23 protein-coding genes are annotated in these 18,805 nt (G+C 61.8%); 8 read left to right on the top strand and 15 right to left on the bottom strand.

Translation table 11 applies throughout. From position 1 onward, the window contains the following. Positions 1-13 precede the first annotated feature (13 nt). From QO259_RS12335 to QO259_RS12290, 11 genes are all read right to left on the bottom strand, one after another. Positions 14-703 (bottom strand): TraX family protein, encoded by a 690-nt coding sequence (locus QO259_RS12335; protein ID WP_285950183.1) that lies wholly within the window; start codon positions 701-703, stop codon positions 14-16. Continuing rightward, complete coding sequence (locus QO259_RS12330) at positions 700-1,971, bottom strand: secretin GspD/PilQ domain-containing protein (RefSeq protein ID WP_285950182.1); 1,272 nt, start codon at positions 1,969-1,971, stop codon at positions 700-702. Before QO259_RS12330 ends, QO259_RS12335 begins: the two co-directional genes overlap by 4 nt. Further along, positions 1,952-3,028 (bottom strand): zonular occludens toxin domain-containing protein, encoded by a 1,077-nt coding sequence (locus tag QO259_RS12325; protein WP_285950181.1) that lies wholly within the window; start codon positions 3,026-3,028, stop codon positions 1,952-1,954. The genes QO259_RS12330 and QO259_RS12325 overlap by 20 nt, the downstream gene beginning before the upstream one ends. Further along, on the bottom strand, positions 3,028-3,393 hold the full coding sequence (locus tag QO259_RS12320; RefSeq protein ID WP_285950180.1) for a DUF5455 family protein: 366 nt from the start codon (positions 3,391-3,393) through the stop codon (positions 3,028-3,030). The genes QO259_RS12325 and QO259_RS12320 overlap by 1 nt, the downstream gene beginning before the upstream one ends. A gap of 12 nt (positions 3,394-3,405) precedes the next feature. Further along, positions 3,406-4,878, bottom strand: a complete 1,473-nt coding sequence (locus QO259_RS12315) for a hypothetical protein (RefSeq protein ID WP_285950179.1) — start codon at positions 4,876-4,878, stop codon at positions 3,406-3,408. Between the two features lie 94 nt (positions 4,879-4,972). Next, positions 4,973-5,245 carry a major coat protein gene (locus QO259_RS12310; protein WP_285950178.1) on the bottom strand — a complete coding sequence of 91 codons (273 nt, stop codon included), beginning with the start codon at positions 5,243-5,245 and terminating at the stop codon, positions 4,973-4,975. 100 nt (positions 5,246-5,345) lie between these two features. Continuing rightward, positions 5,346-5,444, bottom strand: a complete 99-nt coding sequence (locus QO259_RS20290) for a tail virion protein G7P-2 (RefSeq protein WP_353057283.1) — start codon at positions 5,442-5,444, stop codon at positions 5,346-5,348. A 15-nt stretch (positions 5,445-5,459) separates the two neighbouring features. After that, complete coding sequence (locus QO259_RS12305) at positions 5,460-5,801, bottom strand: hypothetical protein (protein WP_285950177.1); 342 nt, start codon at positions 5,799-5,801, stop codon at positions 5,460-5,462. A gap of 370 nt (positions 5,802-6,171) precedes the next feature. Then, positions 6,172-6,375 (bottom strand): hypothetical protein, encoded by a 204-nt coding sequence (locus tag QO259_RS12300; RefSeq protein ID WP_285950176.1) that lies wholly within the window; start codon positions 6,373-6,375, stop codon positions 6,172-6,174. Then, positions 6,372-7,100, bottom strand: a complete 729-nt coding sequence (locus QO259_RS12295; RefSeq protein WP_285950175.1) for a hypothetical protein — start codon at positions 7,098-7,100, stop codon at positions 6,372-6,374. The genes QO259_RS12300 and QO259_RS12295 overlap by 4 nt, the downstream gene beginning before the upstream one ends. Then, positions 7,097-7,303, bottom strand: a complete 207-nt coding sequence (locus tag QO259_RS12290) for a DNA-binding protein (protein ID WP_285950174.1) — start codon at positions 7,301-7,303, stop codon at positions 7,097-7,099. Before QO259_RS12290 ends, QO259_RS12295 begins: the two co-directional genes overlap by 4 nt. Positions 7,304-7,426: 123 nt before the next feature. On the opposite strand from QO259_RS12290, the gene QO259_RS12285 reads away from it, so the two are divergent. From QO259_RS12285 to QO259_RS12265, 5 genes are all read left to right on the top strand, one after another. Next, the gene (locus QO259_RS12285) at positions 7,427-7,723 is read left to right on the top strand and encodes a hypothetical protein (protein WP_285950173.1); all 297 of its coding nucleotides are present in this window, start codon (positions 7,427-7,429) and stop codon (positions 7,721-7,723) included. 139 nt (positions 7,724-7,862) lie between these two features. Then, complete coding sequence (locus QO259_RS12280) at positions 7,863-8,414, top strand: hypothetical protein (protein WP_285950172.1); 552 nt, start codon at positions 7,863-7,865, stop codon at positions 8,412-8,414. A gap of 31 nt (positions 8,415-8,445) precedes the next feature. Beyond that, positions 8,446-9,363: a DUF2971 domain-containing protein gene (locus tag QO259_RS12275; protein ID WP_285950171.1), complete on the top strand. Its 918-nt coding sequence runs from the start codon at positions 8,446-8,448 to the stop codon at positions 9,361-9,363. A gap of 735 nt (positions 9,364-10,098) precedes the next feature. Then, positions 10,099-11,421: a glycerol-3-phosphate transporter gene (gene glpT, locus QO259_RS12270; RefSeq protein WP_035475924.1), complete on the top strand. Its 1,323-nt coding sequence runs from the start codon at positions 10,099-10,101 to the stop codon at positions 11,419-11,421. 216 nt (positions 11,422-11,637) lie between these two features. Further along, positions 11,638-11,949, top strand: coding sequence for a DUF6482 family protein (locus QO259_RS12265; RefSeq protein WP_285950170.1), 312 nt, complete (start codon positions 11,638-11,640; stop codon positions 11,947-11,949). A 1,107-nt stretch (positions 11,950-13,056) separates the two neighbouring features. Here the strand turns inward: QO259_RS12265 and QO259_RS12260 are convergent. Then, positions 13,057-13,473, bottom strand: a complete 417-nt coding sequence (locus QO259_RS12260) for a hypothetical protein (protein ID WP_207031964.1) — start codon at positions 13,471-13,473, stop codon at positions 13,057-13,059. Positions 13,474-13,689: 216 nt separating this feature from the next. On the opposite strand from QO259_RS12260, the gene QO259_RS12255 reads away from it, so the two are divergent. Further along, positions 13,690-14,367 carry a Crp/Fnr family transcriptional regulator gene (locus QO259_RS12255; RefSeq protein ID WP_285950169.1) on the top strand — a complete coding sequence of 226 codons (678 nt, stop codon included), beginning with the start codon at positions 13,690-13,692 and terminating at the stop codon, positions 14,365-14,367. A gap of 146 nt (positions 14,368-14,513) precedes the next feature. On the opposite strand, the gene QO259_RS12250 is transcribed toward QO259_RS12255, so the two are convergent. Both QO259_RS12250 and QO259_RS12245 read right to left on the bottom strand, forming a co-directional pair. Further along, positions 14,514-14,924: a carboxymuconolactone decarboxylase family protein gene (locus tag QO259_RS12250; RefSeq protein ID WP_207031960.1), complete on the bottom strand. Its 411-nt coding sequence runs from the start codon at positions 14,922-14,924 to the stop codon at positions 14,514-14,516. Positions 14,925-15,077: 153 nt separating this feature from the next. Beyond that, positions 15,078-15,401, bottom strand: coding sequence for a glycine zipper domain-containing protein (locus QO259_RS12245; RefSeq protein ID WP_285950168.1), 324 nt, complete (start codon positions 15,399-15,401; stop codon positions 15,078-15,080). A gap of 305 nt (positions 15,402-15,706) precedes the next feature. On the opposite strand from QO259_RS12245, the gene QO259_RS12240 reads away from it, so the two are divergent. After that, complete coding sequence (locus QO259_RS12240; protein ID WP_285950167.1) at positions 15,707-16,315, top strand: LysE family translocator; 609 nt, start codon at positions 15,707-15,709, stop codon at positions 16,313-16,315. A 41-nt stretch (positions 16,316-16,356) separates the two neighbouring features. Here the strand turns inward: QO259_RS12240 and QO259_RS12235 are convergent, their stop codons facing one another. Next, positions 16,357-18,012 (bottom strand): acyl-CoA dehydrogenase family protein, encoded by a 1,656-nt coding sequence (locus tag QO259_RS12235; protein WP_285950166.1) that lies wholly within the window; start codon positions 18,010-18,012, stop codon positions 16,357-16,359. A gap of 240 nt (positions 18,013-18,252) precedes the next feature. Between QO259_RS12235 and QO259_RS12230 the strand changes: the two genes are divergently transcribed. After that, positions 18,253-18,759: an NUDIX hydrolase gene (locus tag QO259_RS12230; protein WP_285950165.1), complete on the top strand. Its 507-nt coding sequence runs from the start codon at positions 18,253-18,255 to the stop codon at positions 18,757-18,759. Positions 18,760-18,805: the final 46 nt, after the last annotated feature.

The raw sequence follows: 18,805 nt of genomic DNA, 5'->3' as shown, positions 1-18,805 counted from the left end.
CGTGTTGACCCCCTCATGACGTGATGCCCGCGGTGACCAGGGTGATGACGAGCAGGTGCAGCGGGTACCAGGAGAGCCGCAGGGGGCGCGGTATGGCCGGGACGGGTATGCGCCAGGAGAGCGACCCGTTGGCCAGCAGGAGGAGCACGACGGCGGTAGCGAGGCTGACGACCATGCGGGCCGGGATGGCGTTGATGAGGATCGCGGCGAACAGGAGCGGGAGAGCGGCGGCGGTGTGCCGGGGGTAGCGGAACGCCAGGGCGAACGCGGGCACCAGCAGCAGCCCAGGGAGGCCGTATTCGATCCAGGGATGGGCGGCGAGGGCGAGCATCAGCAGTGTGAGCCCGGCGGCGAGCTGTAGAGTGCGCTCCTCGAGACGCACCAGCAGCACCACGGCGAGCAGCCCCAGGCCCAGGGTAAAGCAGACGTTGAGCTTGTCCGGGGTGACGACCAGGGCGTAAGGGAGCTGGGCGACGAGGCCGACCAGCAGCAGGCGACAGCCGTAGCGTAGCGGGCGGCGGGTGTTGTGCAGCAGATGCCAAGCGACCATGCCGGCAAACAGCGGGAAGACGATGCGCCCGACCAGGATGGCCCAGGGTACGGCGGGCGAGTCGGGCCATATGAACTTGATGGCGTGTTCCTGCGTCATGGCGAGGATCGCGAGCCACTGGGCGAGCGGTACCCAGGCGTTGGTGCGGGTCATGAGGCGGCCTCCCGAGTCGGTAGGACGGTGGCTTGCAGCAGGACGTAGAGGTTGCTGCTCTGGTGGCTGGTCGAGGTGGAGCGGAACAGGGCGCCGATGACGGGGATGTCGGAGAGCACCGGCACGCGGTTTTGCTGCTGTCGGTTCTCTTCGGAGACGAGGCCGCCCAGGAGCACCGACTGGCCCGATTGAATCTGTACCGTGGTGTTGATGCTGCGCTGGTTGGTGATGATGTCGGATGCGAGCACCGAGTCGGTGAGGCTGTCGGCAGAGGTGCCCACGTCCATGACGATCAGCCCCGAGGGGGTGACCACCGGCAGCACGTTGAGGGTGATGCCGATGTCGCGGCGCTCGATAGTTTGGAAGGGGTTCTCGACGTTGGCCGCGGAGCCGGTCACGCGACCGGTGATAAAGGGGACGTTCTGGCCGACCGAGATGGTGCCGCGTTGGCCGGAGAGCGCCAGTATCTGCGGCGTGGAGAGAATACGGGCGTTGCTGTCGCGCTTGAGTGCCGAGATCGCGAGCGCGAGGACGTTGCCGTCGAAGATGCCGAAGGCGCCACCGGGCACCGAGAGCGTGCGACCGAGCCCGGCGGTGTTGAAGCCCCCGGCGGGGTTGCTGCCAGGGCTGGCGCGGCCAAACGAGACACCGAGGTCGAGGGTGTCGCCGTCGGTGGTCTCGAAGATCAGCGCGCGGATGAGCACCTGGGCGCGGGTAACGTCGATCTGGGGCAGCAGCCGTTCGAGCGCCTGGATGCGGTCGGCGGGGCCGCTGACCAGGAGCGCGTTGGCGGCGTGCAGCACCTGGGCGTGGGTGGCCTGCGCGCTACCGGGGGTGTTCTGTATCAGGAAGGCGTCGACCAGGGGCGCGAGATCGTCGGCGCGTAGATGGTTGATCGGCAGTACGCGGGAGACGCTGGGCTCACGCGGGGGCGGGGTGGCGATACGGCTCATGAACGTCTGGTCGCGCCGGGCCGGTGCCAGGGTCGGCGGGTTGCCGGGGACGAGCTGATAGCCGTGGGACTGCATGACGCCGTGGAAGAACTCGGGGAGCTGATCGGGCGGCACGTCCGGGGCGTAGACGGTCAGGGTGCCATGGACACGCGGGTCGATGGCGATGGGGGTGGCGGTTTGCTGGCTGTACCAGTGCACGAAGTCGCGCACGTCGGCGTCCTGCATATCGATGGGCAGGGCGTGGGCGGTGGACGTGAGCAGCAGGGCGCCAGCGGTCAGGGTGGCGCGGACGAGATTAGCAACCGATGTCGACATGGTGGGCTCCAGAGCCGAGGCGGAGATGACAGGCACCCATCGGGATGACGTCGAGGCCGAGGCGTTCGAGGTCGTCGCTGGTGGTGGGCCGGTGGTCGCCGTCCAGGAGGCGGTAGGTGGTGAGGTCGCCCAGCTGGGCGTAGCCGGTGATGCGCGCGCGGTCGAAGCGGGAGAGATCGACGGCGGGCGCTGGATCGGGCGTGGCCTCGGGTGCGTTCTCTCGTCGCGCGCTGACGGCCTGGGTGACGAGGACGGACGTGGTGAGGGCGATGCCCAGAACGAAGGAAGCGAGACCCAGCAACGGGCGGTTGAAGCGCTTCCAGTAGATACGGGTCATGCGCATGTAGAACCTCGCATCGCGGGGGACGCGGAACACGCCATGGGTGAGCCACGGCGGTAGCATCATGTAGGTCTGGTGCGGGTAGGCGTCGGAGAAGGCTTGCTTGGTGTCATAGGCCGGGTAGAGCGCGCGGCCGGTGTAGGTCCAGCGCTCGACGACGAGGCTTTGCGGGGAGTCGCCGTACTTGACGATGCCGAGGTGGAGCTTCGGCATCGGCAGCTTGCCGCCGGCGAACATCGACCAGAGCGCGCCGATGAAGGGCAGCGACAGGCGGTCAAGGCGGCGGCAGTATACGACGTGCTCGGCCAGTGCCACGCGGGCCTGCTTGTCCATGATCGAGAGATCCTGGATCAGAAAGATGATGTCCCAGCCGAGCTTGCGCGCGTGCAGAAACCAGTTGATGACGTCCTGGCGCGACTTGTCGGCCCAGGAGCGGGAGTTAAACCAGGTGCCGCACTCATCGAGCACCAGGAGGCCGTTCTTGGCTTCGTCGTAGGTGTCATTGCCGCTGCCGATGGCTTCCAGGTCGGCGAGCTGGGGCTTGTCGGGGATGCGATAGACGCGGGTGTTGCGCGCGCGTTCGCCGATCAGCTTATGCAGGCGCAGGTCGAGGTTGGTGGCCACCGGGCAGCCGTGGTTGAGCTTGTCCTTGATCTTGCCCACGGCGACCAGCGTCTTGCCCGCGCCCAGTTTGCCGGTGACGACATAGACGGCCATTAGCTGTTCCCCATGAACATGGAAATCAACTTGCTGTGGATCGCGAAGATAAAGGCGAGCGCCTTGACGCCGAGGATTGCCGAGACACAGGCAACGAAGTTGCTGGGAAGAATACGGGCAATGCCGTCACTTAACATCGGCGGTAGGCTAACAATAATAGTGTCGATGAAGTCGGAAACGCCGGAGTAAAAGTAGACGATGACGGTGGCAAGAATGGTGGCCTTGAGAATGAAAAGGCCAACTCCGACACCGATGCGAGCCAGTAATATGCGAAGGTTGCCGTTAAAAACCCCTTGCCCAATGGTGTGAACAATGGCTTTCCAAATAGTGGCCGATAGTCCGAGTACAACTGCGGGAGCTGCCATCACTATCTCCTATTAGGCTGGCCGAGAATTAAACATGATGGAAATAATCATCCACGCCGTCAGCACGTAGAGGATCCAAGCAAGTGCCGAACGGATAAGCTCGAATATCTCGCAATCGATGGTGATGGTGTAGACCTTGCCGGGAGCGAAAACGAGAGGTGTGCAGGAGGGGGGCGGCACGCTGGGGATGACAGAGCCGGCTAAATCCTTCATGGCCTTGAAAGGACCAGAGAAAGTCGAATCTGTCCCATCGATATAGCCGGTCAGGGTCGAGCCGGCTTCTTTAAGCGCGGAGTCCAAGGTGCTTTGCGCATCTTCATCGGAGCCGAACTCAGCTTCTAGCTCAGCCTGAGTAGGGGCGCTTTCGGCCATAGCAGAGAAACGATCTTCGGCGGCCTGATTACCCTCATCGATGGCATCGCCCACACCGGCGATCTTATCGACGAGGTTGGAAAAGCCATCATTGATCGCCTTACGCACGCCGCCGATGGCATCCAGTACAGCATCGAGGCCATCGCCGGGTTCATCGCTCTCTTCGCCGTCGCCGCTGTCGTTGCTGCCACTGTCGCTGCTACCGCCGTCAGTGCTGCCGGTATCGCCTTGGGTGGGCGTGGTGTCGTCATCGGTCGACGTATCGCCGCCACCGGTCGAGGTGTCACCCCCGGTCGAGCCACCACCGGAAGACCCGCCACCGGAAGCGCCACCGCCGCCGCCTGATGAGCCGCCACCGCCGGTCGATCCACCACCCGTGGAGCCACCGCCAGTCGAGCCGCCCTCGCTGACCGAACCGGTATCGCCACCGCCGGTATTGCCACCGGTGTCGGTGCCGCCGTCATTGGTCACCGGGTTACCGTCGTCGCCGATATGGATGGTGTTGATATCGGTCGATTGGCCGGTGTAGCAGTAGCTTTTGCCCCCAGAGGAATAGGAGCCGTTGGCGCAGCTCGATGGATTATCCGTGAGCTGAAACGGTGATTCTTCGACGGTCGCGCCTTCGGTGTCGGGGGCGTTCTGTTCGCCGGTGGATTCGGTGCGCCAGATGGTGGAGCAATGTTCCGTACCGGTATCGTTGCCGTTAGCGTCCTTATTATTGGTGCAGAAGGTGACCCCGGGTGTTTGATAGAGCTTACAGGCACCGGTATTGACGTAGGCATTAGATGACAGCAAGGAGCCTGTCGGCACATCAACTGCCTTCATCTCACCGCCGTAAGCGGCTTGGCATTGTTCGTCAGTGTATACAGAACCGTAAACAGTCTCATTGTTTGGCGGCAAATCCCAGCCTGATTTAGGTGATCGATAGATAGGAATATATTTGCAGCCAGAGCTCGAAGTCTGCTCGGCGCCGGCATAAAACACATAATTTTCATCCCACATATAAGAAGACGGGGATTGGCCTTTGCACAAAAATGCATTGGAATAATAGGACCAAGAAGCAGAGGCGCTAGACGAGAGTAAGGCAAGGGTAAAAAAAAGAATAAATCGCATAACTCACCCGCAAAAAAAGGAGCCCCGAAAGGCCCCTGGCGACCGGCCCCGGTATGCGCCCAGGGCGGACAGCGGGGCCGGTTGAACCACCGGATCAGGTGGCCTTGTTGGCGAACTTCTTGAACAGCCCGATGGCGAGCAGCGAGCCGACGATGGCGGTCACCACCGGCCATGCTTCGCTCGCCATGCTGCTGCCCTGGTCCTGGAGCGACTTGAAGGCCGCAGAGGCAGCCGAGCCGCCGGCATCGGAGGCCATGGCGGCGCTGGCCGTGGCGATGGTGCCGACGCCGATCATGGCGACCTTGCCGGGGATCGAGCGGGCGGCGTTGCGGGTCGTGACGAGCGCGTTTTTCAGTCGGGTTTTCATAGGGTTTTCTCCGCAAATTGCTTGAAGGTGAGTGTGGCTTTGCCCCACGCCCAACCGAGGGCGTAGGCGCCGAGCAGGTAGCCGATGAGTTCCGAAGGGCTCATCGTTGGCCACCCTTGATTGCACCGAGCCCGAACGCGAGCACGAGCCCGATACAAAAGATGAGGAGCCACAGGGCATTGAATTGGTCGTCAGTCATCTGTGGCACCCCGTGTTAGCTGGTCTTGCCGCTGGCCGCGTCGGGCTTGGCGTCAGCCTGACGCGAACGCCCGCTCACGGAGGCTTCACGCACGGCGATGGCGTGCATCGTGACCTTGCCCTGGGAGGCGCGAATCTCGACATCGAGTTCGAGGTTGCCGGGCAGGCGCGGGTTGAGTTCGCGGATGCGGTCGACCATCTCGTAAGGCGCGGACATGGTGGAGGTCTGGAAGCCGAAGAGGTTGTCATTGGTAGGGTCGGCTTCATTCATGATGATGAGCTTGGCGCCCTTGATGCCTTCGACTTCGTAGCGAGAGGCACCGATGACGTGGGCTTGAATGGTGTTAATCATGGACATGGTTGGGTTCCTTTCAGCGTTGGTACCGGGTTGCCAGGATGTGGCAGTGGCGAGCGAGTACGACTAGCTCAGTGAGGTCGGACGACTCGGGGTCGAGCATCCGGGTGAGGTGTTCCGCCTGGGCATAGAGCAGGGCGGCGTGACCGTAGTCACGGCCCTGGAGGCACCGCTTGGCCCGCTCCCTCAAGACTCGGGGCTCCGGGCAGGCGGCTACCCACCCCTGCCCGTCGTCCATCGGTCGGGATGCACGGCGGCCGATCCCGCGCCCCCCGTCAACCCGTGCTGCGCAGGGTATGACGGGGGGCGCGGTGCCGGCCTGGGACGCCGTGCGACCGATGGGCGACGGGTGACGGGCAGGCAGCAACATGACTTAAGCCCCGGCGTCCGGGCGGGCCGGGGTGGTGCCTTCCAACGGCGAGCGGTCGCCGCTTTCGAGCAGGGAGAGGCCGTATTGCATGAGCCGTTCGCCCAGGGCGGAAGGGGTCAGGCGGTTGGTGCCAGCCTGGACGAGAAACCGGGAGTGGTCGCTCTGATCCAGGAACACACGAACGGGCTGTTTCTTGGTCGTGGTCATTGGGTGTTCCTCGTGGTGGGGACTGCGTGGCGATGACCGGGCACGAGAGGCACCACGGTCGGGGGAATAAAAAGCGCCCAGGTACCGCCAGGGGCAGGCGACGGGGGGAGCGAGCCACCGGTGACCTGGGCGAAGGGGAACGCGGTATTGGCGGGGCGTGGGTCGGCCCCGGCCTGGATGTCAGCGGCAGTGACGCGGCGATAGCTGCCGTCGGTGTAGTGCAAGAGGTTGAAGGTCAACGCCGGGTAGACGTTGAAGACGCGCTTGGTGGGACGCGGAGCGGGCACGGGCTCAGGCGATGCGCATTCAGGAGTGAACGCGAGATCGCGTGAGCCGTTGCCCTGGCTGGGGTCATTCCAGGTGCGCTGGTCGATCAGCACGCGGGCCAAGGTGCGCTGAAAATCGGTGTCGGCCAGCACACGCTGATAGAAGGTGCTGGCGCAGGGCGAATTGACGGTGGTCCGAGCGCGAGACCTCAGTTGCCGGTAAGCCAGACGTAGAGCAAGCCGAGACACAAGACGTAGGGCAGCGGATCGATCAGCGACGGGGACATAGCCGCGAGCCTCGCGAAGACGAGTAGGAAGCCAGAACGCGCGATGGAAATAGACAAAGGCGGCGCCGGTAGCGTCCTGCCCGATATAGCCCGCGTATAGGCCATCCAGGTAAAAGCCGGTGCCCTCAGAGGGGGCGTCGGCGACGAGGTGGGCGAACGTGACCTGGATCATGACCAGTCCTCCGCCTGGAGGCATTCGGCGTTGAGCAGCGCCACATTGACCATGCGACGGCGGCCGATCTTGAACAGCGGCAGATTGCCCAATTGGAGCTGGCCCTTAATGACGTCATGGGAAAGGCCGGAAAGCTCGGAGAATCGCTCAATGGTCATGACGGGCACGGTGGCCGGGACCTGGGGCGCGTTGTTCTTTTCCATGGCGGTATCAGCTCGTTTTGGCTCGCTGTGGTATGTTCATGCAGGTGTGGCGAGGTCGCGCGACACCTAGCGGTGCCCTCACTAATGGGTACCTATGTAATCAGTATACTAAGAAGTTAGGACATGTCTAGTGAGCTGGCAAGAAGAATGCGAGAAATTCGCGAGGTCGAGACGACTGGCCGCCATGAATTCTCGCAACTCATTGGTGTAGCGAAGAAAACTGTAGAGAGCATCGAGCAGACAGGCCGAGCCCCGAAGGGCGAAATGCTGGAGGCAATCTGTGTCCAGTGGCCGAAATACGCCCTATGGCTTATGACAGGGCAGGTAGACGAAGCAGCAGGGCAGATAAGCCCGGAGATTGAGAGAGCGCGCCAGACGCTCAAGAAGACAGGCACGGATACCGAGTCGCGAGACGGGTAACGGCGCGCTGGTACCGGGGAACAGGGAATCAGTGATGGGCGGGCGGAAGGAGAGAGCGCGTTAGACGCTCAAGGTGGCCAAGGATCTACGATTGGATTTGAACATGAGGTGATAATCTAAGATAAAAAAGGGGCGTGAAATGTGGGCGGATCTCATTCTGAGAGGAATGATTGGAGTAGTGCTGCTGTTATCTTTCAACGACAGCGTGAATATGTTGTCTGAAAGACCTCCTGCCCCTTCCGACGATGAAATTCGTCTTTATGGTTTGAAGAATATAATAGAGCGCAATAGAGAGCGCATCAATAGCTTTGCCCTGGACCCCATTCGAGTTTATAGGCACCAAAGTAGAAGTCAGTTGTTTATAGATCTGAGTGCTTGGAATGAACAGCAGAAATACAGTGCCGGAAAATATAATTTCGGTGGAAGCAAAAGCATGGTTAGTTATTCAAAGTCCGTGAAAGTTTATTTTGACTGCAAAAGCAGGCAAGATGCGTATTGCTATGCGGTTGATGTGAATAATTATGCTGGGCAATACGTCTCGGATGCTAAAAGCGGGATCTGCTCGAATGAAATGTTAGATGAGATACGTAGCATAGGGGTTGATAGCGTTGCATTTTATATCTCAGGGATAAAAAAGCCAATAGCGACATGCACCAATGGTTTTTGGCTGATAGACTCTAGAGATGGCTAGTATCTAGGCGACTGTTTGATTTGGATTTTAAATGTTATACAAGTATTGTGATTTTAGCAAGAAAACAAAGGATGGCAAGGTTGTTTGTTTTTCGCTGAAAAATTTGGCGGAGGGCAGTTTTTATCTTAGAAGTATCTGGGGCATGAATGACCCCTTTGAAAACAAGCTGTTACTTGAAGTGCCCGAAGTAAACAGCTTTAGAGAGCTGAAAAATTACAGAAGAGATGCTTTAGGGCTCATAGATAGGTTAATAAATCTGCGGCGCGTGAATGAACAAGATTACAGCAAGCTTAGAAGTTTTAGGAAAGAGGTTAATAGGTGTGGATTAGAGAACTATAAGGATGTTTTTGCCAAGTTCGAGAACCATGCTATAACAGGGATTGGATTCCTCTCTAGGGGGATAAATATAACCTGCTTCTCAGAACGGCACGACATTCCAATGATGTGGTCTCATTATGCTGATGGTATGAGAGGTTTTTGCGTTGGCTATAAGCGTGCAGATACTAGAAATTCAATCAAGGTTAAATATGTCGAATCACCCAATAAGATTAGTATGCTTGAAGCTTTACCGTTTAGCGAATTGCATGTGAGAAGACTCCAGGAAAATGTAATTAAATACAAAAGCATCGACTGGGCGTATGAGAGAGAGCATCGTGTATATAGCTTGGGTCACAAGCTACCTTTTGATGCCAGTGAGATAAAATGCGTGTTCGTTGGTTTTAAAGCAAGTGTGGAAGATGTTGAAGCTTTAAGGCTGGCTTTGAGGGAAGGTGGTTTAAGTCCCGAAATATATCTATGCTTGTTGGAAGATTGGAGCTACAAGGTGAGCACAAAAAGGCTATCTTTTAGTGAGATAATCGGTTTCTTGAAATATCAAAAGGAAAGGCTGGCCCAAGAAAACGTTACAATAGAAGAAAAGAGGTCGGAAATTTTAAATAGAAGGGGTTAGTGCTTGATTTGCAAGGCAGCCCTGAAGAGCCCTTGATCGGTGTGTTTTGATTTTTAATTTTCTTATGATGTCTGGGTTATACGGAGTGGTTGATGGGTGATTGTTGGTTAAATGGATTTTTAGTCTTAAGATGGCCAAAGTGGGCTATGGGTTTTAAGGCGTGAGTCCGTCACGCAAATTATGTTTAGCAACAATGTGAAGCACGAGAAGGTGTTTCGAGCTCATAGTCCACATTATGTCCATCGCTACTGTCCAGAACGAGCATTAGCCGGCCCATCTGCATCGCTAAGCGCTTGAGTTCGAGGGAAACCAGCCAGAACAAGCCGGAATCCCTCGCGTTCAAAATCCGTCATTGGAAACCGCATGCCTACGCCGGATTTGATCATCGCTGACCTTATTGGCGTGAGGACGACTCTGGGCGTCTTACCTCCGCTGCCGGATGTTCATTTCTGTACATTGATCGCAAGCGTGTTCTCAAACCACGCCCCGCACCTGCCCGTCGGCGACACCAACGCCACGCCTCCCACTCGTACCCCACATAACCCTGCAAGCCAGATTTTTCGTGCTTACGGCTGGTCTCACGGGCGCCATTAGACTAAAGCCTAGCAGCTTATATGACAGAAATATGACAGTTTGCGCGTCCGTTCGCTTTCGAAAGTGAACATCGTGCTCGCCTGCCTGTCGGCGAGTCGGCCGGTGGGGTATCGGCACTCATTCCGTGTTCACGAGGTAATCATGCTAGGCATCTTCAAGGCGGGTGGCGCGGCGGCGCGGCTGCCCGAGGCGCGTATCGATCCGGTCTATCGGCGGCTGCGCTGGCAGATCTTCGCCGGGATCTTCTTCGGCTACGCGGGCTACTATCTGGTGCGCAAGAACTTCACCCTGGCGATTCCGCATCTGGTGGAGCAGGGCTACTCGCGTGGTGACCTGGGCGTGGCGCTGGCCGGTGTCTCGGTGGCCTACGGTATCTCGAAGTTTCTGATGGGCGCGGTCTCCGACCGCTCCAACCCGCGCATCTTCCTGCCGACCGGGCTGCTGCTCTCGGCGCTGATCATGTTCCTGTTCGGCTTTACCGACTGGGCCACTTCCAGCGTGGCGATCATGTTCGTGCTGCTGTTCCTCAACGGTTGGGTGCAGGGCATGGGCTGGCCGCCCTGTGGCCGTACCATGGTGCACTGGTGGTCGCAGAAGGAGCGCGGGCGCATCGTCTCGACCTGGAACATCGCCCATAACGTCGGCGGTGGGCTGATCGGGCCGCTCTTCATTCTAGGCATGGCCTGGTACAACGACTGGCATTCGGCATTCTACGTGCCCGCCGCGGTGGCGGTGGGCGTGGCGGTGTTCGCCTTCCTGACCATGCGCGACACGCCCCAGACCTGCGGGCTGCCGCCGATCGAGGCGTACAAGAACGACTACCCGGAGGGCTACGACGACTCCCACGAGAAGGAGTTCTCCACCCGCGAGATATTCGTCGAGCACGTGCTCAAGAACCGGCTGCTGTGGTACATCGCGCTGGCCAACGTCTTCGTCTACCTGCTGCGCTACGGCGTGCTCGACTGGGCGCCCACCTATCTGCAGGAGGTGAAGGGCTTCACCGTCGATAAATCCTCCTGGGCCTACTTCCTCTACGAGTGGGCGGGCATCCCCGGCACGCTGCTGTGCGGCTGGCTTTCCGATCGGTTGTTCAAGGGCAACCGCGCGGCGACCGGGATCACCTTCATGGTGTTGGTGACGCTGTTCACCGCGCTCTACTGGCTGACACCGCCGGGACACGCCATGCTCGACATGTTCAGCCTGATCGCCATCGGTTTTCTGATCTATGGCCCGGTGATGCTGATCGGTCTGCATGCGCTCGAGCTGGTGCCCAAGAAGGCCGCCGGCACCGCCGCGGGATTCACCGGCCTGTTCGGCTATCTGGGTGGCTCGGTCGCCGCCAGTGCGCTGGTGGGCTACACCGTGGATGCCTACGGCTGGGATGGCGGCTTTGCGCTGCTGATCGGCGCCTGTGTGCTGGCCATCGTGCTACTGGCGATGACGTCGCGCCATGCCGCGCGCTGATCACCCTCTAAGTCCTTGACGACCGAGCCCTCGACTAGCGAGACCTAGACCACCAGCGCCCCGATTGCCTCGCAGTCGGGGCGCTGGCGTCTCTGGCGAACCGATAGCCGCTTCAGAAGCACTAAGCTGTACAGAATAAAATATCTGTACAAGACTTGTGCCATTAAGCGGCGCGGACATTGGCCGCGCTCTGGCTGCAACGCCTGGGAGGCGACGATGACATTTCAGGAACTGGTAACACTCGCCCGGCAGGGCGGTATCGAGGAGCTTCATGTCGAAAAGCTCGAGGGCGATCTCTTCCTCTATCGAGCGGTGACTTCGGCGGGCAGCGAGGTGATTCAGAACGAATCGGGTGGGGTGCTGCGGCCCGCCTCGCTGCAGGATGCGCGCAAGCGGCTGCGCCATGCCGGGGGTTTCGATGGCGTGCCTCTGTATCTGGTCCAGCAGTCGCCGTACGACGAGATGATCGGTCTGGAAGGCGAGCAGGAGGCGCACAAGGCCCCTATGTCGCTGCATACCGGTACCTGAGGGCAAGAGGCGCCGGGGCACGCGATGATGGTCGGGTGCGTGCCTGGCCATTCGAACGTTTTGCCGACGCAAAAAAGCCCGAGGCGTTGGCGTCGGGCGGAAAGATCGCTCAGAGAAGCGACCATGAACGCGGTGGGGGCGGGCCGTTCTTGCTGCTCGCCATGGGATCGTGATGGCTGAATCATGCGCCAAGATGGCGCGTTTTGCACTATTTAGCGCATTCTAATGTTGAATGTTTTTTTCTTCCTCCGCGATAGGGTAGGCGTATCGACCCGGTGTCGTGTGAGCCACCCCCCAATAATCGTGGGGCAAGACGCAAAGCAGGGTGATAGGTAGAGGCGCTGAAATGGAGTAATGAAAAGCCCGCGGCGCGCTGATCTCCCTGATGGGGGAGGGCGGCCGCGGGCGGTATGGCGTTATGAACCGCTTCGAGTGCGCTTGTCTGCGCACTTCCGTTCATGGTCGTCTGTGTCTGTCATGAATCGAACGCAGACCGGCTCACGTGCGCTGATCGGGGTGCGATTCACAACGGCAGTCTACGCCGGTTTTTCACGCTGCAGCACGGGAAAATTGTAACTAGCCGTTGATTATTAATTATAATTAGCTTCAGGGCGGAAAAGCGCTCAGCTTTCTTGTTCGAACCCGCGGTGGCGCCAGCGCCTGCAAACGAACCTCGACTGTTCAGCGCCATCCGCGACACTATTTGTCTCCTCCCTTTGTCCCCCCGCTTTGTCTCCCCCGCTCGGTAGCGGGTCGCTCAGGGGTTGCGGGGTCTCCCTTGCGGCCCGATCGGTGTCTCCAGCGCTAGCTTGATCGCTTTGTCGCGATCGTAGCCCCGGTCGACCAGGGTTTTGACTCGGCTTTTCAGGGTGCCCAGTGGCATGCCCGCTTGGGCGGCCAGGCTTGCCAGGCTCCCCGGTTGACGCCGGCTGCGTTTGCGTTCGGGGAGGCTCGCCAGTTCGTGTTTCGTCAAGCGCACGACGTATTCCTTGTCACAGCCATGAAAAAATCGCTAACTTTCGTTAGCAATCTCATCGTTCTATCGGCAGTGCCCGGGATTTCTTCATCGCCGCGCTCGGCCGGTCGAGCGCGGGTGTCCGTCGTATCTCAGGCGTTGGACGTGGCGGCCAGGCAATCGGCAAGGCCGGCGGCGTCCAGGGTTTGGCGGCAGGTGTCCCGAGCGGCTTCCGGCAGGGTGAACTCGCACAGCTCGGGATGCAGTGCCCAGAGCAGGTCCTGTTCGATCATCGAGCGGGCATTGTGTGGGTGGAGATGGAGTTTCTCCATGGCCACCAGCCTGGCGGCATCCAGCCCCTCCAGTGGGCACCAGGGCGTGGCGCGGGATTCGCGGATCGACGCCGCGTAAGAGGTGAGCAGAAAGAATCCGAAGGCTTCGCGCAGGGCTTCCTGATAAGCCGGTTCCTGCGTGTTCGTTTCCGAGCGGGCGAGGCCATGCTTGGAGAGGGCACCATGCAGTGCGGTTTGCCACAATGCTTGGTAATCGAAATCTGCGCGCTCTTTCATGGGGTAACGTCCTGTTGTCGATGAAGAGGGGCTTGGTTGTTTATCGGCAGAGCGCTTGTGGGCCTGATCCCCGGGGGCCATTTCGCTTGCCGATCTAACCGGTGTTATATAACTCGCTCTCCTAACATGCTGTCATGCCTGAAAAATTTCAAAAGGCACGGAAGCATGGGTCAGCAGGAAGGCTGTCTATCTCAGCATTTCAAACATTATGGTAGCTTGTCCGCGAGCGAGTGCCGCCGGCTCGATGGACTGGAGGGTCCGGCGCTGGCGCTGACCAAGGGGCAGGTGTTCTGGCGCGAGGGCGATGCCGCCCGGGAGTTCGGCACGCTGAGCCGGGGCTGGGCTTACTCCTTTCGCGATCTGGAGGATGGCACCCGACATATCCTCGAGGTGTTCATGCCGGGCGATGTGATCGGACTGCGCGAGTTCCCGTTCAAGCAGCGGTTGTCGAGTGTGGCGATGCTGGAGGATGGCGAAATTCGCCTGACGCCGCACCGGCGGCTGATCGAGATCTTCCGTGACTCCACGCGTCTGACCTCATTGTGCTTTGCCGTCTCTTCCTACCAGCAGGCGCTGTTGAGCGAGCGGCTGGTGCACCTGTCGCGGCGCAGCGCACGTCAGCGGGTGGCCTATCTACTGTTCGAACTCTATTCGCGCACCAAGCGTAACGACGATTCGACCGGCGACTCCTTTCGCGTGCCGCTGTCACAGCAGCAGCTCGCGGATGCGCTGGGGCTCTCTCCGGTGCACGTCAGTCGGACCTTGACCGCTTTTCGTCAGGAGGGGGTTTTACGCCGGCTGCGCGGCTGGGTGCATCTGCTCGATGCCGCCGCGCTGGAAGCGGAGGGGAGCATCGTGGGCCATCTGCATGATGAGATCGAGCGGGTGGAGTGAGGGCTGGCGCGTGACGGCGTCACGCTCTCTGGCAGCTGTACTCTCTTGCTTGCCATTTTTTGCGTCGCGGGGCTAGCGGGCAACGCCGACAACCCCGCTCATGGCGGGGTTTCGGGGATGAGCCCTGAAGAGACCGAACGACGCGATCAGTTCGCCGCGCGGCGCGAGGCGCGGCTCAGCGCGCTGGTCATCTCGATCGCCATGGTCAGGTCGGCCAGTTCACGCGCCGAGAAGGCGGTGAGTGCCAGTTTGCGCATGGCCGGATCTGCCGGGCGGAAGCGGGTGAAGGATTCACACCAGGCCAGCGCGGCCTTTTCACGCTCGTCGAACTCGTCGGATTCGGACCAGGCGTCGAGCGCCGAGAGCTTGCTGGGGGCGATGCCCAGCGCCTCGGCCTGCTCCTGCCGGAAGTGGGTGCAGGTCAGGCAGCCGTTGATCTGAGACGCCCGCAGTTCGGCGAGACAGCGAATCGACGGGTCCAGCGAACAGGCATGTAGGGATCGGGCGGATCTGTCGATGTGTTTCACGTCGATCGTCTGCCACTTGTCAGCGCTCATCTCGGGTCTCCTGAAAGCGGGTGTGCCACGATTAAACGACTATCGTTCTCAATATTCCACAGCTTCGATTGGAAAGTTTAATCGTGGTTAATCATTGAAGCTATGGTTGCGCTTGACCGGTTGTCGAAATCGGTTGCCGACCTCGAGCGGCGGTCAGCGGCGTCCGAGCAGCAGGCCGATGACTGCCCCTGCGGCTGCCGCGGCGCCGATGGCGCGCCACGGGTTGTCGCGCACGTAGCGGTCGCACTCGTCGAGAGAGCGGCGGGTCGAGCGGCCCAGGCGGCGCTGGCGCCTGCGGGCTTCGGCGGCCGCGCGGGCGTACTGCTCTTCGCTGCGCAGGCGGGCTTCTTCGATGGCGTCCGCGGTCTCGTCGCGCAGGTCGCGTCCCAGCGCCCGGCTCTGCTCGCCAATATCATGGATGTCGTCGCGGATACGCTCGGCTCGCGTCTGCGAGTCATCACGCTTGAATAAACTCATGGTCCACCTCCCTGGTGTCTGGACCTGTGACAGCGTAGACGGGGAAAAGTGTCCTGGCGATAGCGTTTGGTGTTGGATAACGCTGGGTGAATGGCTCTTGGCAGTAGCTCTTGGCAGTAGCTCTTGGAAATAGCTCCTGGCAATAGGCGACGTACTGGGATGCGTGACGAGAAAGCGCCTGTGATGCCGTCGCGCTAGCCCTATGGCGCCTTGGAGGGTAAGGTCGGCACTCTTCCAGGCTTGGCCAGCCGTCATGGTCGTCGCGCCACCTGCCCGTCACGTCGAGTCGTACAAGGAGTATCAGCGTGTCCCCGGAACTCTGGTTGTCGCTTTTGCTGATCTGCGCCCTGGGGGCGATGTCGCCGGGCCCGAGCCTGGCCATGGTGATGCGTCATACCGTCAGCGGCGGCCGCGCGCCCGGCGTGGTGGCGGCGCTCACCCATGCGCTGGGGGTGGGGCTCTATGCGGGGCTGACCGTGCTCGGCCTGGCCACGGTGATCGCGCATCAACCCTGGCTGTTTCGGTTGGTGACGCTGGGCGGCGCGCTCTATCTGGCCTGGCTTGGCGTGCAGGCGCTGCGTGCCGGCGGCAGCGAGGGGCTGCGCGTGGCGCGGGTCGCCAGTGGCCGCCGGCTTGCCATGCGCGATGGCCTGCTGGTGGCGCTGGGCAATCCCAAGCTAATCGTGTTCTTCGTCGCGCTGCTGAGCCAATTCGTGAGTGCCGACATGAGCGCCACCGGGCGCTGGCTGATCGTGGCCACGGCGACCCTGGTGGATGGCGGCTGGTATGTGCTGGTGGCGCTGCTGCTCTCCCACTCGCGGGTGCTGCCCTGGCTGCAGCGCCGTGCGGTGTGGATCAACCGCCTCACGGGGGTGGTGCTACTGGGGTTGGCGGCGAGGGTCGCGTTGGGCTGAGCGGTGGCCGCCGCCACGCACCCCGGCGTCGGCCAGGGTGTTCACCCAAGCCGTGCCAGAATCTCGGCCACTGGAGCGCCGGTGGGCAAGACACCGTACTGCGGGGTGGCCGCGGCCAGGCGCGTGGCACAGAAGGTCTCCGCCACGGCGGTCGGCGCCTGGCGCAGCAGCAGTGCGGCCTGCAGCGCCTGGGCCATGCGCTGGGTCAGCCAGCGAGCCTGCGCCGCTTGCGTCTCTGCGGGGGCGGCGAGCAGGGTATCGAGCTCTGCCAGGGCGCTATCCAGCGCCGGATGCCCGCCGCGTGCCGGTGCCAGTTCCTGGCGCAGCGCCGCGATGCTCTCGGGATGACGCGCGAGGATGCGCAGCACATCGAGACAGATCACGTTGCCCGAACCCTCCCAGATCGAGTTGACCGGCGCCTCGCGGTAGAGACGCGCCAGCGGTGACTCCTCCACGTAGCCGATCCCGCCCAGGCACTCCATGGCTTCTGCCATGAAGCCGGGGCCGCGCTTGTTGTGCCAGAACTTGGCCAGTGCCGGCAGCAGGCGTGCCAGCGCCGCCTCGTGGGCGTCGGTGGCGGCGCGATCCATGGCCCGGGCGCCGCGCATGGCTAGCCACAGGCTGGCCTCGGTCTCCAGTGCCAGGTCGGCGAGCACGCGCTGCATCAGCGGCTGCTCGACCAGGCGGGCGCCGAAGGCCGCGCGTCCGCTGGCATGCGTGTGGGCGGCTCGCAGCGCCTGGCGCATCATGCCGGCCGGTGCGGTGGCGGCATCCAGCCGGGTCTGCTGCACCATCTCCAGAATCGCGGCAACCCCGCGTCCCGGCTCGCCTACCAATTGCGCCCAGGCGCCGCGGTACTCGATCTCGGCGGAGGCATTGGCGCGATTGCCGCACTTCTCCTTCAGCCGCTGGAGTTCGATGGCGTTACGTTCGCCGTCCGGCGTGAAGCGCGGGGCGAGAAAGCAGGAGAGGCCCGCGTCGGTCTGCGCCAGGGTGAGAAAGGCATCCGACATCGGTGCACTGCAGAACCACTTGTGCCCGCTCAGCCGGTACCAGGCGCCGCTGCCCGGGGCTTCGACCGGCTCGGCTCGGGTGGTGTTGCGGCGCACGTCGCTGCCGCCCTGTTTCTCGGTCATCGCCATGCCGAAGGTGTTGGTCGACTTGTGCCACGCCGGCAGCGCGCGGGGGTCATAGTGGCAACCGCGCAGGCGCTGCTGCCAGCTCGTGTCGGCTTCGAGATGGCGCAGTACCGGCATCGCCGCATGGGTCATGGTGAGTGGGCAGCAGAAGCCGGGTTCGGCCTGGGTCAGCAGATAGAGCCCGGCGACGTGGGCCTGATGGCCGCCGTCATGCTCGCGCTCCCAGGCCACGGCGTGCCAGCCGCCCTCGATCGCCAGCGTCATCAGCGCATGGTAGGCGGGGTGGTAGTGGACCTCGTCGAGGCGTTGGCCGTAACGGTCGAAGGCGCGCAGCGTAGGCGGATAGCGGTTGGCCTGGTCGGACCACTCGGCGATGTCGGGCTGGCCCAGGCGCTGTCCCAGGCGTGCCAGGCGCTCGCCGACCCAGGCCGGGGCCGCGTAGGCGACGGCATCGCGTAGGGCGGCATCGCTGGCCCAGAGATCGTCTGCGGCGGGCGCGCAAGGCTGATTCTCGACCCGGTGAGTGTCCAGCTCGGTGCGCGGGGCATAATCGGTCATGCGCGGTCTCCGAAGCCTCAGGTTCGATAGCGTTGGCCCTAGAGCATAGCGCTGGGCGATGTGGGTGGGCGTGATATTCGACCAATGCGGCAGGGGGATGGCGAAGGCACGAAGTGGGGGTTGGCGAAGGCACGACATGACGCAGTGAGACGAAGCCATGGGCCGAAGCAGCACGCGATGGCGCCAGTACAGAGTGCTAAGCTGGCGCGCATCTTCTGGCCGATCGAACACGAGCATCCCATGAGCGATACCATCATCGCCGACGAGCAGGTGCAGCTCGTCGATCCGCGTAACCGCCCCTGCGGCAGCACCTCCCGGGTGACACTGCGGCGCCTGGGCTGCTGGCACCGCGCCACCTACATCGTGGTGCGCAACCCGGCCGGTGAGCTCTGCGTGCAGACGCGCACGCTGATCAAGGAGACCCATCCGGGCTGGTACGATCTCGCCGCCGGTGGCGTGGTCGGGGCGGGGGAGGCGGCGCTGCCGGCGGCGCGGCGCGAGCTCGAGGAGGAGCTGGGGATTCGGCGGGTGCCGCTGACCCCACTGGGCGAGTTCCGTTTCGTCGACGGCTCCCTGCGCATCTACGGCAGTCTGTACGGCGTACGCTATGCCGGCCCGCTGCGCCTGCAGCCGGAGGAAGTGGCGGCGGTCAGCTGGCTGCAACCCTCGGCGGCGCTGGCGCTCAAGCACGCCACACCGGATACCCGTGTAGCGCTGGAACTGGCATTGGATCAGGATGGCTGGTGAAGCGCTGCCCGGCGTGGCAACCTTGTCGCCTCGATGTTCAACGAGC

Source organism: Salinicola sp. JS01 (assembly GCF_030284585.1).
Lineage (GTDB): Bacteria > Pseudomonadota > Gammaproteobacteria > Pseudomonadales > Halomonadaceae > Salinicola.
The sequence above is the reverse complement of the archived record's forward strand: the minus strand, read 5'-3'. Positions and strand labels throughout refer to the sequence as shown.

Excerpts from the sequence above, each read along its gene's own strand:
- QO259_RS12335 (WP_285950183.1), bottom strand. The coding sequence starts at position 703 with ATGACCCGCACCAACGCCTGGGTACCGCTCGCCCAGTGGCTCGCGATC.
- QO259_RS12330 (WP_285950182.1), bottom strand. The coding sequence starts at position 1,971 with ATGTCGACATCGGTTGCTAATCTCGTCCGCGCCACCCTGACCGCTGGC.
- QO259_RS12325 (WP_285950181.1), bottom strand. The coding sequence starts at position 3,028 with ATGGCCGTCTATGTCGTCACCGGCAAACTGGGCGCGGGCAAGACGCTG.
- QO259_RS12320 (WP_285950180.1), bottom strand. The coding sequence starts at position 3,393 with ATGGCAGCTCCCGCAGTTGTACTCGGACTATCGGCCACTATTTGGAAA.
- QO259_RS12315 (WP_285950179.1), bottom strand. The coding sequence starts at position 4,878 with ATGCGATTTATTCTTTTTTTTACCCTTGCCTTACTCTCGTCTAGCGCC.
- QO259_RS12310 (WP_285950178.1), bottom strand. The coding sequence starts at position 5,245 with ATGAAAACCCGACTGAAAAACGCGCTCGTCACGACCCGCAACGCCGCC.
- QO259_RS20290 (WP_353057283.1), bottom strand. The coding sequence starts at position 5,444 with ATGACTGACGACCAATTCAATGCCCTGTGGCTCCTCATCTTTTGTATC.
- QO259_RS12305 (WP_285950177.1), bottom strand. The coding sequence starts at position 5,801 with ATGTCCATGATTAACACCATTCAAGCCCACGTCATCGGTGCCTCTCGC.
- QO259_RS12300 (WP_285950176.1), bottom strand. The coding sequence starts at position 6,375 with ATGACCACGACCAAGAAACAGCCCGTTCGTGTGTTCCTGGATCAGAGC.
- QO259_RS12295 (WP_285950175.1), bottom strand. The coding sequence starts at position 7,100 with ATGATCCAGGTCACGTTCGCCCACCTCGTCGCCGACGCCCCCTCTGAG.
- QO259_RS12290 (WP_285950174.1), bottom strand. The coding sequence starts at position 7,303 with ATGGAAAAGAACAACGCGCCCCAGGTCCCGGCCACCGTGCCCGTCATG.
- QO259_RS12285 (WP_285950173.1), top strand. The coding sequence starts at position 7,427 with ATGTCTAGTGAGCTGGCAAGAAGAATGCGAGAAATTCGCGAGGTCGAG.
- QO259_RS12280 (WP_285950172.1), top strand. The coding sequence starts at position 7,863 with ATGTGGGCGGATCTCATTCTGAGAGGAATGATTGGAGTAGTGCTGCTG.
- QO259_RS12275 (WP_285950171.1), top strand. The coding sequence starts at position 8,446 with ATGTTATACAAGTATTGTGATTTTAGCAAGAAAACAAAGGATGGCAAG.
- glpT (WP_035475924.1), top strand. The coding sequence starts at position 10,099 with ATGCTAGGCATCTTCAAGGCGGGTGGCGCGGCGGCGCGGCTGCCCGAG.
- QO259_RS12265 (WP_285950170.1), top strand. The coding sequence starts at position 11,638 with ATGACATTTCAGGAACTGGTAACACTCGCCCGGCAGGGCGGTATCGAG.
- QO259_RS12260 (WP_207031964.1), bottom strand. The coding sequence starts at position 13,473 with ATGAAAGAGCGCGCAGATTTCGATTACCAAGCATTGTGGCAAACCGCA.
- QO259_RS12250 (WP_207031960.1), bottom strand. The coding sequence starts at position 14,924 with ATGAGCGCTGACAAGTGGCAGACGATCGACGTGAAACACATCGACAGA.
- QO259_RS12245 (WP_285950168.1), bottom strand. The coding sequence starts at position 15,401 with ATGAGTTTATTCAAGCGTGATGACTCGCAGACGCGAGCCGAGCGTATC.
- QO259_RS12235 (WP_285950166.1), bottom strand. The coding sequence starts at position 18,012 with ATGACCGATTATGCCCCGCGCACCGAGCTGGACACTCACCGGGTCGAG.
- QO259_RS12230 (WP_285950165.1), top strand. The coding sequence starts at position 18,253 with ATGAGCGATACCATCATCGCCGACGAGCAGGTGCAGCTCGTCGATCCG.